This window comes from Burkholderia sp. M6-3 (genome assembly GCF_050858985.1).
GTDB classification, from domain to species: domain Bacteria; phylum Pseudomonadota; class Gammaproteobacteria; order Burkholderiales; family Burkholderiaceae; genus Paraburkholderia; species Paraburkholderia caledonica.
In genome coordinates this window covers 2,963,152-2,978,300 of sequence record NZ_CP110090.1, presented here as the reverse complement: position 1 = coordinate 2,978,300, position 15,149 = coordinate 2,963,152, and the positions used below count along the sequence as shown (strand labels likewise).

The 15,149-nt window shown below is 61.2% G+C and carries 11 protein-coding genes and 1 other RNA gene; 8 read left to right on the top strand and 4 right to left on the bottom strand.

Going from position 1 to position 15,149, the window contains the following annotated elements; all coding sequences use genetic code 11:
• Window position 1: 1 nt before the first annotated feature.
• Window positions 2-2,104 carry a peptidase domain-containing ABC transporter gene (locus tag OH764_RS12805; RefSeq protein ID WP_498847048.1) on the top strand — a complete coding sequence of 701 codons (2,103 nt, stop codon included), beginning with the start codon at window positions 2-4 and terminating at the stop codon, window positions 2,102-2,104.
• Window positions 2,097-3,632, top strand: a complete 1,536-nt coding sequence (locus OH764_RS12800) for a TolC family protein (RefSeq protein ID WP_498847047.1) — start codon at window positions 2,097-2,099, stop codon at window positions 3,630-3,632. Before OH764_RS12805 ends, OH764_RS12800 begins: the two co-directional genes overlap by 8 nt.
• A 142-nt stretch (window positions 3,633-3,774) precedes the next feature.
• Here the strand turns inward: OH764_RS12800 and ssrA are convergent.
• From ssrA to ompA, 4 genes are all read right to left on the bottom strand, one after another.
• Window positions 3,775-4,144, bottom strand: a transfer-messenger RNA (tmRNA) gene (gene ssrA / locus OH764_RS12795).
• A 118-nt stretch (window positions 4,145-4,262) separates the two neighbouring features.
• Entirely contained in the window at window positions 4,263-4,976 is a 714-nt protein-coding gene (gene gph, locus OH764_RS12790) for an HAD family hydrolase (protein WP_498847046.1), read from the bottom strand.
• Window positions 4,977-5,005: 29 nt separating this feature from the next.
• The gene (ubiG, locus tag OH764_RS12785; RefSeq protein WP_498848815.1) at window positions 5,006-5,704 is read right to left on the bottom strand and encodes a bifunctional 2-polyprenyl-6-hydroxyphenol methylase/3-demethylubiquinol 3-O-methyltransferase UbiG; all 699 of its coding nucleotides are present in this window, start codon (window positions 5,702-5,704) and stop codon (window positions 5,006-5,008) included.
• A gap of 202 nt (window positions 5,705-5,906) precedes the next feature.
• On the bottom strand, window positions 5,907-6,554 hold the full coding sequence (gene ompA / locus OH764_RS12780; RefSeq protein ID WP_013340148.1) for an outer membrane protein OmpA: 648 nt from the start codon (window positions 6,552-6,554) through the stop codon (window positions 5,907-5,909).
• A gap of 487 nt (window positions 6,555-7,041) precedes the next feature.
• Between ompA and gyrA the strand changes: the two genes are divergently transcribed.
• The 6 genes from gyrA (at window position 7,042) to OH764_RS12750 (ending at window position 15,131) form a co-directional block, all read left to right on the top strand.
• Window positions 7,042-9,678: a DNA gyrase subunit A gene (gyrA, locus tag OH764_RS12775; protein ID WP_027804785.1), complete on the top strand. Its 2,637-nt coding sequence runs from the start codon at window positions 7,042-7,044 to the stop codon at window positions 9,676-9,678.
• 123 nt (window positions 9,679-9,801) lie between these two features.
• Window positions 9,802-10,404 (top strand): DUF2059 domain-containing protein, encoded by a 603-nt coding sequence (locus OH764_RS12770; RefSeq protein WP_027776416.1) that lies wholly within the window; start codon window positions 9,802-9,804, stop codon window positions 10,402-10,404.
• A 293-nt stretch (window positions 10,405-10,697) separates the two neighbouring features.
• A complete protein-coding gene (gene serC, locus OH764_RS12765; RefSeq protein WP_498847045.1) occupies window positions 10,698-11,780 on the top strand; it encodes a 3-phosphoserine/phosphohydroxythreonine transaminase in 1,083 nt (360 codons plus the stop codon).
• Window positions 11,781-11,857: 77 nt separating this feature from the next.
• Window positions 11,858-12,940: a bifunctional chorismate mutase/prephenate dehydratase gene (gene pheA / locus OH764_RS12760; protein ID WP_498847044.1), complete on the top strand. Its 1,083-nt coding sequence runs from the start codon at window positions 11,858-11,860 to the stop codon at window positions 12,938-12,940.
• Between the two features lie 84 nt (window positions 12,941-13,024).
• Entirely contained in the window at window positions 13,025-14,137 is a 1,113-nt protein-coding gene (hisC, locus tag OH764_RS12755) for a pyridoxal phosphate-dependent aminotransferase (RefSeq protein WP_498847043.1), read from the top strand.
• Between the two features lie 52 nt (window positions 14,138-14,189).
• Window positions 14,190-15,131 carry a prephenate dehydrogenase gene (locus OH764_RS12750; RefSeq protein ID WP_498847042.1) on the top strand — a complete coding sequence of 314 codons (942 nt, stop codon included), beginning with the start codon at window positions 14,190-14,192 and terminating at the stop codon, window positions 15,129-15,131.
• Window positions 15,132-15,149: the final 18 nt, after the last annotated feature.

The following is a 15,149-nucleotide window of genomic DNA, read 5'->3' as shown; positions in this document are numbered from 1 at the left end:
GATGCGCGCTATCTATCAAAACGAAGTTGCCGAATGCGGCTACGCGTGTCTCGCCATGGTCCTGTCACACTTCGGCCGGGCCATTGAGGTGCGCGAGTTGCAGGCATTCAGGCCGATCTCAGCCAACGGCCTCTCGCTGATGGACCTGTACGACGTGGCAGTCGAATTCGGTCTCGCCGTCCAGGCGTACCGCTTTGACGCCGGCGATCTGCCGAGCATCAAGCGCGGTTCGATTCTGCACTTCGGCGGCGCGCATTTCGTCGTGTTCGAGAATTGCGGGCGCGGCTATGTGCAAGTGATCGATCCGGCAAGCGGGCGGCGGCGCATCTCCATGGACACTTTTGTCGCGAATGTGTCCGGCTACCTGCTCGAATGCTCGCCGACGCCAGCCATGCCGCGTATGCGCAACAAGTCGCGTGTGCCAGGCGCGCTGGCTCGCGTGCGTGCGCTCAATCCGCAGCTCACCGCGCAGATCGCCAAGGTGATGTTCGTCGCGCTCGGCAGCCAGTTCGCGATTCTCGCCATGCCGTACCTCGGCAATCTGTTGCTCGACGATGTTGTCGCCGCTGACAACCTGAACCTGCTCAATGTGTTGATGCTGACGTTCGGCGGCATTTTTATCGTCGGTGCGTTGAGCCAGTACGTTCAGAACTACCTCGTCGAGCTTCTGCACGGTTTAGTGCAGATGAACATGACCGAGGGAATCGTGGCGCAACTATTGCGCAACCCCATACCGTACTTCGAGAAGCGTCACGTCGGCGATCTGTTTGCGCGCGTGAAGGCGCAAGACGAAGTCAGCGCCTTCACCACCCGGACAACGATCTCGACAGGCATCGACGTCGCGGTCGGCATGCTCGCGCTCGCATTGATGCTGGTGCAAAGCAGGCAACTCACGGTGATCGCCGTGCTGATTTTTATGGTCTACGTGGCGGTGTCGTTCGCGCTGTTTTCGCGCATGCGCGATACCCATGCACTGGTGCTGGAGGAGTCGGCGCGCTGCGACGACACGCTTATCGAAACGATCCGCGCGGCTTCGTTGATCAAGCTGTCGCAGGGCGAGGCGCGGCGCACGGCGATCTTCATGGCGAAATATCGCGCGTATATGGCGGCGTTGGTGAAGAACAGCCGCCTCGCGAGCGCACGCGACGCGATCCTCAAACTTGTCGACTACGCGGACATGATCGCGGTGAGCTGGTTCGCCGCACGTCTGATGCTGAGCGGCACGATTTCGGTGGGCGTCTTTTATTCGTTTCTGATCTACAAGTCGCTGTTGTCCGAGCGCTTTGCGCGAGCCGTCAACGCAGCCTTCGAATATTTCATGCTGAGTGTTCCGGTTGCGCGCGTGGGCGATATTGTCGATGGCGAAGCGGAACGGTACACCGAGCCCGGTGAGATGCATAAGGCCGTCGAGGTGCGAACGTTCGAGCGCATCGATGTCCGCGGCGTCACGTTCCGCTACGGCGTTTCGGATCAACCGGTGCTCAAGGACGCAAACATCGTGATCCGGCGGGGCGCCAAGATTGTGATTACCGGCGCCTCGGGAAGCGGCAAGTCGACGCTCTTCAAGCTGCTTGCCGCAGCCGAGCCGCTGCAGGAAGGCGAGATCACGCTAAACGGAATAGCGTGGCCGAATCTCAGTGTCGATGAAATTCGACGACATGCCGTTCATATGCGGCAGGGCGATCTGATCCTGCACGGCTCGATTGCCGACAACGTCTCACTTTTCGCGGGCAATGCGGACGAGGCGCGCATTCATGCATTGCTGGACGACGTCGGCTTGCTGCCCGATGTCATGCGCCTGCCGATGCGCACACGCACGGTGATTAGCGACACGATCGCGAATATTTCGGCGGGCCAGCGGCAACGTTTGCTGCTCGCGCGAGCGTTGTATCAGCAACGGGAACTGCTGCTGCTCGATGAGCCGACTTCGAACCTCGACCCGGCATCCGTGCGGCATGTTGTCGACTTGTTGCTGCGTCTGGACCGTACGGTGGTCGTGATTACGCATGACATGTCGCTCGCTTCGGCGTTCGACACGCGCTATCGACTGGTCGACGGTGAACTGCTATGCGAGGCTCGCGAGGGAGTTCTGGCAGATGAATAAACGCACGATCGCGGGCGCACTGCTTGTGTTCAGCGGTGTGGTTTTCGCAGAGTCCGCGGCGGCTATCGATCTGCTCACCGTGGTGGAGCAGAGCACCGATCACGACGCGGACCTGGCAGCGTTTCGCGCCGGCTCGCGAGCAGCAGGCGAGGCCTTGCCGAAAGCCCGCGCGGCGCTGCTGCCGCAGCTGGCGGCGGGTTGGGGACGGGCATACAACAGCACGGTAACCGAGGGCGTTCCGAACACCCACTACTGGCAGAACGGGTGGACTGTCGCGCTTACGCAGCCGGTTTTCGACTGGAGCAGATGGACCACCTACAAGCAGGCGCACTTCGTTCAGGCGCGCGGCGCGGTCGATCTCGCGCGTGCGCAGCAATCGGCCATTCTGCGAGCCGTGCAAACGTACTTCGACGAACTCGCCGCCGAGGACGAACTGACACGCGCCGACGACTACACGGCGGCGCTGGATGTACACCTGGAAGAACTGCGGCGTCGGCGGGGTGCCGGCGAGGCCACGGTGATCGATGTGCAGGAAGCCGAGGCGGCTTGCGAACAGGCGCGGTCGCAACAGTTGGACGCCCGCGACGACTTGCAGTTGAAACGGCTCGCGCTGGAACACCTCACGGGGCAGCGGTTTGCGGGGCTGTCGCGCTTGTCGGACGCCGCTGTCATGCCAGGACTGTATCCGGAAGATATGGAAAGCTGGGCCTCCCAAGCCGAGGCGCACGACTACACGGTGCAACTGAAGCAGATCGACCGGCGCATTGCAGAACTCGAGGTCGAGAAGGCTCGCGCAGCGCGGTTACCGGTCGTGAATCTGACGGCGAGCCATACGCCAACCGGCGCGGCGTCCGGCTACGTCCGCCCGACGACGACAACGACGGCGATGCTGTCGGTGAGCATTCCCATTTTCGAAGGCGGTGCAACGAGCGCGAACATCGACGAAAAACTCGCACTCGAAGACAGGGCGCAGGACGAACTGGTTGCGGCGACACGGTTGGCGGGCGCTAGCGCACGGGAATACTGGTCGCGCTTTCTTGCCGGCGTCGCCCGGGTGGAAGCGCTGTCGCGATTGGTGCAGAGTTCGCGTGCCGCGCTCAGCGCGACGAAGGTCGGCTATCGCGTGGACAGTCGCGGGAGCGCAGATGTGCTGCGGGCATCTGACGCGTTTTTCGCGAATCGCCGCGATCTTATTCGGGCACGGTATGCAACAGTCGTTGGGCTTCTTCAACTGAAGGCGGCAACCGCAAGTCTGAATCTCGACGAGGTGGCGCGCGTTAATGAACTGATGCTGAACGTTGCGGATCGTCAGCCGGTGACTCGCGTGAATGTACAACACGCGGTGGTGGATGCCAAAGTGGACCGGGCGGCGGTTGAGGCAGAGATAGAGACGCGTGCAGCGGGTACTGAGACGCTGCGGGCGGTGGTGGGTACGCAGCCGCCACGAAGGGTAGCCGACACCGATCCGCAGCCGGCAGCGATTGACACGGCCGTGCAACGCGCGCTTGGCGCTATCCGCCAGCAATAAGCGCCGGCGCAATCCGCGCTGCACAGTTTGCGGTGCGCGGGATCGCCATGCCGAAGCGCTGGCGGTCTAAAGACAAAAAACCCCGAGCGGCGAGCGCCGTCGGGGTATTCGTTGAGGCATTGCCATTTGCCTGAAAGGTGTCTGGTGGAGGCGGCGGGAATCGAACCCGCGTCCAGAAGCACTCTACGACCAGTTCTACATGTTTAGTTCTGTCATTTGATTTAACCATAGTGACGCGGACGAACACGCTGCACTACGGCGATTCACTAGATTTTCGACCCGGACGTCGTGACTCCGTCAAGGCTTAACTGACGTATATGACCTCTGTCGGTATTGCTACCGGTCTTGCGACTCTAGCCCGTCAGTGAACTAGGCAGAGGACGGCGGCCCTTAGGCTGCCAGTGCGAACGTATCGTCGTTTGCAGTTACGTTTTTCCCATTGATTAACGAGGTGACGGGTCCTCGACATGCCCTAGCCGCTTCGCAACCCCTGTCGAAACCAGGTCGCCCCCGCGGTTCGTTGCTCACAACTTCGAGCCAACGTATATTTTACAATAGATTGACGGCCGTGTCTTGACCGATCCTGGGCTGGTGTGAGTTGCCGGTTCGGGCGCGTGCCGGGGCCGATGGCTAACCGATGTCGCGAAGCAGCTTCTGCAGTTCGGCCGGCGACTGCACGACATGCTGCGCATGCCATTGCGTCGGCGGAATATCGTCGCCGCAGTAGCCGTAGGCCGCAGCCACCGTCTTCATGCCGGCAGCAAAGCCCGCCTGCACGTCACGCAAGTCGTCGCCGACATAGACGACGCGCTCGGGCGTCACGTCGAGTTCGCGAGCCGCGTGCAGCAACGGCGCCGGGTGTGGTTTCGAATGCGGAGTCGTATCGCCGCTGACCACGCAGCCGGCCCGCTCTTCCAGACCCAGTTGCGCGATTAGCGGTTCCGTGAGCCGCGCCATCTTGTTCGTGACGATGCCCCAGCGCACGCCCCGCGCGTCGAGTTCATCGAGCAGTTCGGGGATGCCCGGAAAGAGCGTGGTTTCGATGCAAAGGTCCGCTTCGTAGTTGGCGAGGAACTCCTCGCGCATCGATGCGAACTCGTGGTCGTCCGGTCCGATGCCGAACGCCCCGCCGATCAGCCCTCGCGCGCCAGCCGACGCGAGCGGCCGTAGTCTTTCGAGTGGGACCATATCGAGTCCGCGATCATGGCGCATCTTGTTGACGGCGGCGGCAAGGTCTGGCGCCGTATCGGCCAGCGTGCCGTCCAGATCGAACAGCACGGCTTGGCAAAGACCCAGTGCGTCTTCGTGGTCTTCACGTTGGGGCAGGGGCGTAGGATCGCTCATCGATTGGATTAGGTCGGCGTTCGGGCGGATCAGGCGTCGCGGCGGCAGGCGAGCATGTAGTTCACACTCGTGTCTGCCGAAAGCGCGAAGTGCTTGCTGAGCGGGTTATAGACGATACCCTTGATGTCTGCTGTGCGTAGGCCGGCGGCTCGCACGAAGCCCGCGAGTTCGGACGGACGGATAAAACGCGCGTAGTCGTGCGTGCCTTTAGGCAGCATGCGCGCAATGTATTCCGCGCCGATCACCGCAAACAGGTATGACTTCACGTTTCGGTTGAGCGTGGAGAAGAACACCCAGCCGCCCGGTTTGACGAGCGTCTTGCACGCCTCGACGATCGCAGCGGGCTGCGGCACGTGTTCGAGCATTTCCATGCAGGTGACCACGTCGTAGGTGCCTGGCTCACGTGCGGCGAGCGCCTCGGCAGCGATCTCCTCGTAATTAACCGTTACACCGCTTTCAAGGCTGTGAAGATCGGCGACGCCAAGGGCTTCGCTCGACAGGTCGATTCCTTTGACGTCCGCGCCCAGGCCAGCCATTGACTCGGACAAAATGCCGCCGCCGCACCCAATGTCCAGCACGTGCTTGCCGGCCAGATGGGCGTGGGCGTCGATCCAGTTCAAGCGAACGGGGTTGAGTTCATGCAGCGGTTTGAACTCGGCGTTTGGGTCCCACCAACGATGCGCAAGGTCGCTGAATTTCTGTAGTTCGTGGGGATCGGCGTTGGTCATGGCAAAGCTGCCTCGATGAGAGCGGTGAGCGGGCGCTCGAGGATAAACCCGGAGTATATAGGCGAGGGGCCGGGGCGGCAAAATGCCGCCCGCGCGTGCAAGCGGTTGGCGGCGCTCGCCTGGCTTGATCGGCAATCTGCGCAGTCTGCGCAAAAAAAAGCCCCGCCGAAGCGGGGCTTTTCGTGCTGCGGTAGTTTGTAGCTTACTGCTTCGAAGTACCGACAACTTCGACTTCCACGCGACGATCCGGTGCGAGGCAGGCGATCAGTTGCTTGCGGTTCTTCTGGTTGCAACCGGTCGTGACCGGGTTGCGCTTGCCCTTGCCTTCCGTGTAGATACGGTTGGATTCGATGCCCTTGCTGACGAGGTATGCCTTCACAGCTTGAGCGCGACGCAGCGACAGACGGTCGTTGTACTTGTCCGAACCGATGCGGTCCGTGTAACCCGTTGCCACGACGACTTCGAGGTTCAAGCCCTGGATCTTCGATGCCAGATCGTCCAGCTTTTCCTTGCCAGCCGGCTTCAGGATAGCCTTGTCGAAGTCGAACAGTGCGTCAGCCTGATACGTGATTTTCTGGCTGGTGATGGCCGGTGCCGGTGCGACCGGTGCCGGCGGCGTCGGAGCCTGGGCAACCAGTGCGCCGTCGCACTTTGCGTTAGCCGTTGCCGGCGTCCAGAATGCATCGCGCCAGCAAAGCTCGTTCGTGCCGTTCATCCAAACGTATTCGCCAGTACCATTCACCCAGTTGTCATTGGTAGCTTGTCGCGACGCCGGCACCGACTGTGCCATTGCGGATGCAGCCATAACTGCGGTAGCTGCAATGAACGCGAGCTTTGAAAGTTTATTCATATTTCTCCTCTCGAATTTGAGATTACCGCAGGTTTACTGCGAGCCTGTTGACGAAGACAAGTCATACATTGCTCGAAGTATAACATTGGTGCCAAACAAAAAACGCTGTGTGTAGACTTCGAGCAGTGTCTGACTCTTTGTGCGTTGGCATTTTGCCATATCGTTCCCTTCCGACGATAAAAAAATCCGCCCCCGATCAAAACGCCTTCCAATTGTGGTGCATGCGCAACAGAACCGATCGCCCGGAGCGTCCCGCCAGTCATGGCTGAGCGCGAAATTGCCGCACGCATTAATCGAGCCTGGCCGGCCCGGATATGGGGCATTTGAACCCCGCTCTGACGCCTTTACCTAGCACTCGCTAATAGGTATACGTGCGACTGCCGGGCGCGGATGACCGGCATGTTAGAATCGCGTGATGCGTTGCGCCTGCAATGCTTACGCGAAGGCGCCGTCTTCCCGTCGCCTTCGCACGTAAAAGATACGGATAATGGATCAATTCGCCAAAGAGACTCTGCCAATCTCCCTAGAGGAGGAAATGCGCCGTTCGTATCTCGATTACGCGATGAGCGTGATCGTAGGGCGTGCGCTTCCTGACGTTCGCGATGGCCTGAAGCCGGTCCACCGGCGCGTGCTTTACGCGATGCACGAACTGAACAACGACTGGAACCGCGCGTACAAGAAGTCGGCGCGTATCGTCGGCGACGTCATCGGTAAGTACCACCCGCACGGCGACACGGCTGTATACGACACCATCGTCCGGATGGCGCAAGACTTTTCGCTGCGCTACATGCTCGTAGACGGCCAGGGCAACTTCGGTTCGGTCGACGGCGACAACGCCGCGGCCATGCGATACACCGAAATCCGCATGGCCAAGATCGGCCACGAACTGCTCGCCGACATCGACAAGGAAACGGTCGACTTCACGCCGAACTACGACGGCAGCGAGAACGAACCGGCCATTCTGCCCGCGCGTATTCCCAATCTGCTGATCAACGGCTCGTCGGGTATCGCGGTCGGCATGGCGACCAACATTCCGCCGCACAACCTCAACGAGGTTGTCGACGCGTGCCAGCACCTGCTCAGGAACCCGGAAGCCACGATTGACGAACTGATCGAGATCGTTCCGGCCCCCGATTTCCCGACCGCCGGCATCATTTACGGCGTGGCGGGCGTGCGCGACGGCTATCGCACCGGCCGTGGCCGCGTGGTAATGCGCGCGCTGACGCACTTCGAAGAGATCGATCGTGGCCAGCGCATGTCGATCATCGTCGACGAATTGCCGTATCAGGTGAACAAGCGCTCGCTTCTCGAGCGTATTGCCGAACTCGTCAACGAGAAAAAGCTGGAAGGCATTTCCGACATCCGCGACGAGTCCGACAAGAGCGGTATGCGCGTCGTGATCGAGTTGAAGCGCGGCGAAGTGCCGGAAGTCGTCCTGAACAATCTGTACAAGGCGACCCAGCTTCAGGACACTTTCGGCATGAACATGGTCGCGCTGGTCGACGGCCAGCCGAAGCTGCTGAATCTGAAGGAGATGTTGTCGTGCTTCCTGTCGCATCGCCGGGAAGTGCTGACGCGGCGCACTGTATATGAACTGCGCAAAGCTCGCGAACGTGGGCATGTGCTCGAGGGTCTCGCCGTTGCGCTCGCCAATATCGACGAGTTCATCGCGATCATCAAGGCCGCGCCGACTCCGCCGATCGCAAAGCAGGAATTGATGGCGCGTCCGTGGGATTCCTCCCTGGTGCGAGAAATGTTGTCGCGCGCCGAAACGGAAAACGCGTCGGCCGGTGGCCGCGAAGCCTATCGTCCTGACGGATTGAATCCGTCCTTCGGTATGCAGTCGGACGGCCTCTACCGTTTGTCCGACACGCAGGCTCAGGAAATTCTGCAGATGCGTCTGCAGCGCCTGACCGGCCTCGAGCAGGACAAGATCATTGGTGAGTATCGCGACGTCATGGCGCAGATTGCCGATCTGCTGGACATCCTGGCACGCCCGGAGCGGATTACGGCGATCATCGTCGACGAACTCACGTCGATCAAGTCGGAATTCGGCGACGCGCGTCGCTCGAAGATCGAGCTGAACGCGACGGAGCTGAACACCGAAGATCTGATCACGCCGCAAGAAATGGTCGTGACCATGTCGCACGCCGGTTACGTCAAATCGCAGCCGTTGTCCGAATATCGCGCCCAGAAGCGCGGCGGTCGCGGCAAGCAGGCGACTTCCATGAAGGAAGACGACTGGATCGACACGCTGTTCATCGCGAACACGCACGACCATATTCTGTGCTTCTCGAACCGCGGCCGCGTGTATTGGGTCAAGGTCTACGAAGTGCCGCAAGGTTCGCGGAACTCGCGCGGTCGTCCGATCGTCAACATGTTCCCGCTGCTGGAAGGCGAGAAGATCACGGTCGTGCTGCCGGTTAAGGAATTTTCCGCCGACAAATTCGTGTTCATGGCCACCGCGTTAGGAACGGTAAAGAAGACACCGCTCGAAGCCTTCAGCCGACCGTTGCGCAAGGGTATTATCGCGGTCGGTCTCGATGACGGCGATTACCTGATCGGCGCGGCTATCACAGACGGTCAACACGACGTCATGCTGTTCTCCGATTCCGGCAAGGCGGTCCGCTTCGACGAAAACGACGTGCGGCCAATGGGGCGCGAGGCGCGCGGCGTGCGCGGCATGCAACTCGAAGACGGCCAGAACGTGATCGCGTTGCTGGTGGCGGGCGACGAGCAGCAGTCGGTGCTCACGGCCACGGAAAACGGCTTCGGCAAACGCACACCGATCACCGAGTACACGCGTCACGGTCGCGGCACGAAGGGCATGATCGCGATCCAGACGTCGGAGCGCAACGGCAAGGTCGTTGCGGCCACGCTGGTCGATCAGGAAGCGCAGATCATGCTGATCACCAATACGGGCGTGCTTATCCGTACGCGCGTGTCGGAAATTCGAGAAATGGGCCGTGCAACCCAAGGTGTTACACTCATCAGCCTTGACGAAGGGACCAAGCTTTCAGGTCTGCAACAGGTTGCCGAAGCAGAAGCAGACGTCGATGTGGAAGGCGACGCCGAAGGTCCCGCCGACGGCAGCAACGACGTTGAAGACGGCGGTGCCGCCTGACCTGCGTCGCAGGCTTGTGCATTCGTTAACCGGTTGAAAGCCGCGCAGGAAACAATAGTGTGTCGGGCCGACATGCTTTCTGCGCGGCAAGCAGTTCAAGTCAATTTCTATTAGGGAGTAATGATGCAGAAACGATTTAAACAACTGGCGTTGCTGGCTGCCCTCGTGCCGACGTTTGCAATGGCTCAAGCGCTTCAGAGCCAGGCTCCGTCGGCTCCGGCTGCTGCCGCAGCACCGGTTGATCCGGCCAAGCAGGCTGCAATCAAGGACCTGCTGGACGCAATCGACGCGCAGAAGCTCGTTGGCGCAATCGGTAACAGCGCGCAAATGCAGGCAAAGCAGCTGGTCCCGGCTATCCTTTCGGACGCGCTGAGCGAGAACAAGACGATGACGGACAAGCAGAAGCAGGCTTCCGTCCCGACGCTGCAAAAGAACGCAGTGCCGAAGCTGGTTGACGGCGCAGGCCAGGTCTTCGCGACGGACAGCTTCCGCCAGGACGCAATGCAAGCTCAGTACGATGCTTACGCAAAGTACTACAGCACGTCGGAAATCAAAGATCTGACCACGTTCTACAAGAGCCCGACGGGCCGCAAGTTCATCCAGGTTCAAGACCAGGTGGGCCGCGACGTCGTCAACGGCTTGATGCAAAAGTACATGCCGCAATCGATCAAGGCGACGCGTGACCAGGCTGACAAGGAAGTCGCTTCGGTCAAGCCGGCTAAGTAAAGCCTCGGGCGAAGACTGCGCTCGCGCGCCAGTGGCGGCCCCTCACAGGGCCGCCGGTTTGGCGGGTTCGCGGGGACAGTGCGATAATGGCCGTTTGCGCGTGTGCGCAAATGGCCATTATTTTTTGGCGCGAGATTGCGGAGCCTGCTGCGTTTTGATCGCCGCGTTGCAGATCGACACAGCGTTTCTCGTCTGCCAATAAATCTAGCCGGTTCAGCAGCTTTTTTTCGCGGCGGCCTCTTCGTCGACTCGTGCGCGATCTTCCGTTTTCGCGCCGCTTTCAGGATCTCACGATGCGCGTCTTTAATTTCTCCGCCGGTCCGGCGGCCATGCCCGAAGAAGTGCTGCGTCAGGCAGCCAACGAGATGCTCGACTGGCAAGGCAGCGGCATGAGCGTGATGGAGATGAGCCATCGTGGGAAAGAGTTCATGTCGATCCACGAGGAAGCGCTGCTCGACCTGCGCGAGTTGCTGGCCGTGCCGGCGAGCCACCGCATCCTGTTTCTGCAAGGCGGCGGTCTCGGCGAAAACGCAATCGTGCCGATGAATCTGCTCGGTTCGAAGCCGCGCGCCGACTTCGTCGTCACGGGTTCGTGGTCGCAAAAGTCACTGAAGGAAGCGCAGAAGTACGGCACCGTGCACGTTGCGGCAAGCGGCGAGACGGCTGACGGTTTCACGCGCGCGCCCGCATTTTCCGAGTGGCAAATGTCGGACGATCCGGCTTACGTGCATTTGTGCACGAACGAAACGATCCACGGCGTCGAGACATTCGAGATTCCTGATCTCGGCAACGTGCCGTTGGTGGCGGACGCGTCGTCTCACATCCTGTCGCGTCCCATGGACATCGCCAAATACGGCGTGCTGTTTGGTGGCGCGCAGAAGAATATCGGCATGGCCGGCGTGACGGTGGTGATCGTACGCGAGGACATGCTGGATCGCGCGCAGGCCATTTGCCCGTCGGCGTTCGAATGGAAGATCGTCGCCGAGAACAATTCCATGTACAACACGCCGCCCACGTATGCGATCTACATCGCGGGGCTGGTGTTCAAATGGTTGAAAAAGCAGGGCGGCCTCGCTGCAATCGAGGCGCGTAATCTCGAGAAATCCAAGCTGTTGTACGACACGATCGACTCGAGCAGCTTCTATCTGAACAAAGTCGAGCGTAGCTCGCGTTCGCGGATGAACGTACCGTTCTTCCTCGCCGACGAGTCGCGCAATGAAGAATTTCTCGCCGGCGCGAAAGCGCGGGGAATGGTGCAGCTAAAGGGCCACAAGTCCGTCGGCGGCATGCGGGCGTCGATTTACAACGCCGTTCCGCTCGAAGGCGTCAAAGCGCTTGTCGAATACATGAAGGAATTTGAACAGCGCAGCGCTTGAGTGCTTCGGCATTCGGCGCGCGTATCCTTTCCAGCACGCTTTTTTTTCAGCAGCTATCGGCAGGACCGTTTTCACGCATGGACGACGAACTCAATAACCGACTCAAACCTCTTCGCGAACGCATCGACGCGCTCGACGCGCAGCTGATCGCGCTTCTCAATCAGCGCGCCGCGGTGGCGCTCGAAGTCGGCGAGGTCAAAAAGCATTTCAACGCGCCGGTGTTTCGCCCCGAGCGCGAGCAGCAGGTGATCGCCCGTTTGCAGGACATGAGCGAGGGGCCGCTCGCGAGCGAGCATATCAGCGCGATCTGGCGCGAGATCATGGCGGCCAGCCGGGCGCTCGAAAAGCCAATCAAGGCGGCTTACCTCGGGCCGGTGGGCACCTACAGCGAGCAGGCCATGCACGAGTACTTCGGTCAATCGATCGAGGGGCTGCCGTGTCCGTCGATCGACGAAGTGTTCCGCTCGGTCGAAGCAGGCGCCGCCGAATTCGGCGTCGTGCCTGTCGAGAATTCGACCGAAGGCGCGGTATCGCGCACGCTGGATCTGCTGTTGCAAACTCAGTTGGCCATTGGCGGCGAACTTGCGTTGCCGATTCATCACAATCTGTTGACGCTGAATGGCGGCCTTGCGGGCGTCACGCGCGTGTGTGCGCACGCGCAGGCGCTCGCGCAATGTCAGCGCTGGCTCGCGACCAATGCGCCGCATCTGGAGCGCCAGGCGGTGTCGAGCAACGCCGAAGCCGCGCGTATGGCGGCGGAAGATCCGACCGTCGCGGCGATCGCGGGCGACCGCGCTGCGACCCATTACGGCTTGCAAGTCGCCTATGCGCTGATTCAGGACGACCCGCACAATCGCACCCGCTTCGTCATGATCGGCAAGGAACGCACAGGCGTGAGCGGACACGACCAGACGTCGCTGATCGTGTCGGTGGCAAATGAGCCGGGCGCCGTGTTCAAGCTGCTGGAGCCGCTCGCGCGTCATAGCGTCTCGATGACCCGCTTCGAATCGCGGCCAGCGCGCGTGGGTACGTGGGAGTACTACTTTTATATCGACGTCGAGGGCCACCGCGACGATCCGGCTGTAGCTGCCGCGCTTGAAGAGCTTGGCCAGAAGGCAGCATTTCTGAAGATTCTCGGCTCGTATCCGCGTGCGCGCTAACGGTCAACGGTCGGCGAGTAAGCTCACGCAGACAGTGGGCCGGAGCGCTGGCCGCGACTTTTCTAATAATCGTTCGGAGATTTCATGACAACGTCCTTCGGTCCTTCTTACGTACGCGCTATAGCGCCCTACATTGCCGGTAAGCCCATTTCTGAAGTGGCGCGCGAGTTCGGGCTGGACGAAGCGAACATCGTAAAGCTCGCGTCGAACGAGAACCCGCTCGGCATGCCGGAGTCCGCTAAACGTGCGATGGCGCAAGCCGCGAGCGAACTGGGCCGCTATCCCGATGCAAATGCGTTCGAGCTGAAGGCCGCACTGAGCGAGCGCTACGGCGTGCCGTCGGACTGGATCACGCTCGGCAATGGCAGCAACGACATTCTCGAAATTGCCGCGCATGCGTTCGTCGAGAAAGGGCAGTCGATCATTTACGCGCAGTACTCGTTCGCAGTCTACGCGCTCGCCACGCAAGGCCTCGGCGCGCGTGCGATCGTGGTGCCGGCTGTGAAATATGGGCACGATCTCGACGCGATGCTGGCCGCGATCACCGACGACACGCGCCTGATCTTCGTCGCCAATCCGAACAACCCGACCGGTACGTTTATCGAAGGTTCAAAGCTCGAAGCGTTTCTCGACAAGGTGCCGCGCAACGTGGCAGTGGTTCTGGACGAGGCGTACACGGAATATCTGCCCGCGGAAAAGCGCTACGACTCCATCGAATGGGTGCGCCGTTATCCGAACCTGCTCGTGTCGCGCACGTTTTCGAAGGCGTTCGGTCTCGCGGGCTTGCGTGTCGGATTTGCGATTGCCCAACCGGAGTTGACCGACTTGCTGAACCGTCTGCGTCAGCCGTTCAATGTGAACACGCTCGCGCAAGCCGCAGCGATCGCCGCGCTCAACGACAAGGCGTTCCTGGAGAAAAGCGCGGCGCTGAACGCGCAGGGTTATCGCCGTTTGACCGAAGCGTTCGAGAAGCTCGGCCTCGAATACGTGCCGTCCGACGGCAATTTCGTGCTGGTGCGCGTCGGCAATGACGACGCGTCCGGCAACCGCGTGAACATCGAATTGCTGAAGCAGGGCGTGATCGTGCGTCCGGTCGGCAACTACGGATTACCGCAGTGGCTGCGCGTCACGATCGGACTGCCGGAAGAAAACGAAGCGTTCATCGCCGCACTCGAAAAAACCCTCGCCACCGCTTAGGCGGCAAACCTTGACCCACGCGCCTCGTCGATATGAAAGGCGCGCTTTTTGTGTGACCGACGTGGCCGCGTTTTCTTTTAACAAGCTGGTGATTTTTGGTGTCGGCCTGATCGGCGGATCGCTTGCGCGCGCACTGCGCGAGCGCGGCGAAGCGGACGGTGCGCGGACGGTAATTGGCGTGGGCCGCTCGGCTGCGTCGACCGGGCGCGCGGTCGAACTCGGCGTAATCGATAGTGCGGCGGCATTGACCGACGACGCCGCGCTGCGCGAAGCGCTTGCGGGCGCCGACGTCGTGTTGCTCGCGGCGCCTGTTGCCCAGACGCAGCCGCTTCTTGAACGCATTGCGCCATTTCTCGGCGCAGATACGATCGTGACCGACGCCGGCAGCACCAAATCCGACGTTGTGGCCGCTGCCCGTGCCGCACTGGGCGCGCGCATCGGCCAGTTCGTGCCGGGGCATCCCATTGCCGGGCGCGAGGCGAGCGGTGTCGAGGCCGCGTTGCCGGACCTGTATGTAGGCCGCAATGTCGTACTGTGTCCGTTGCCGGAGAATGCGCCGTCTACCGTCGAGCGCATCGCGGCGATGTGGCGCGCGACTGGCGCGCTCGTGCGCGACATGGCGCCCGGGCAGCACGACCGCGTGTTCGCGTCGGTCAGTCATTTGCCGCATGTATTGTCGTTCGCGCTCGTCGAGCAGATTCTCAATTCGCCCGATGCCGCACTGAAATTTTCGTTCGCCGCGGGCGGCTTTCGCGACTTCACGCGAATTGCCGCGTCGAGCCCGGAAATGTGGCGCGACGTCTGCATCGCCAACCGCGTTGCACTGCTTGACGAACTCGACGCCTACTCTGCGGTGCTAGCGCGTCTGCGCACGGCTATCGAGGCTGCCGACGGCGCCGCGCTCGAAGCCGTGTTTGCCCGCTCTCGTCTCGCGCGTACCGAATGGCAGGAACAACGCGCGGGCGGCGGCGCGCCGGGCGACGCGTCCAAATAACCGGAAACTGGACTCAAT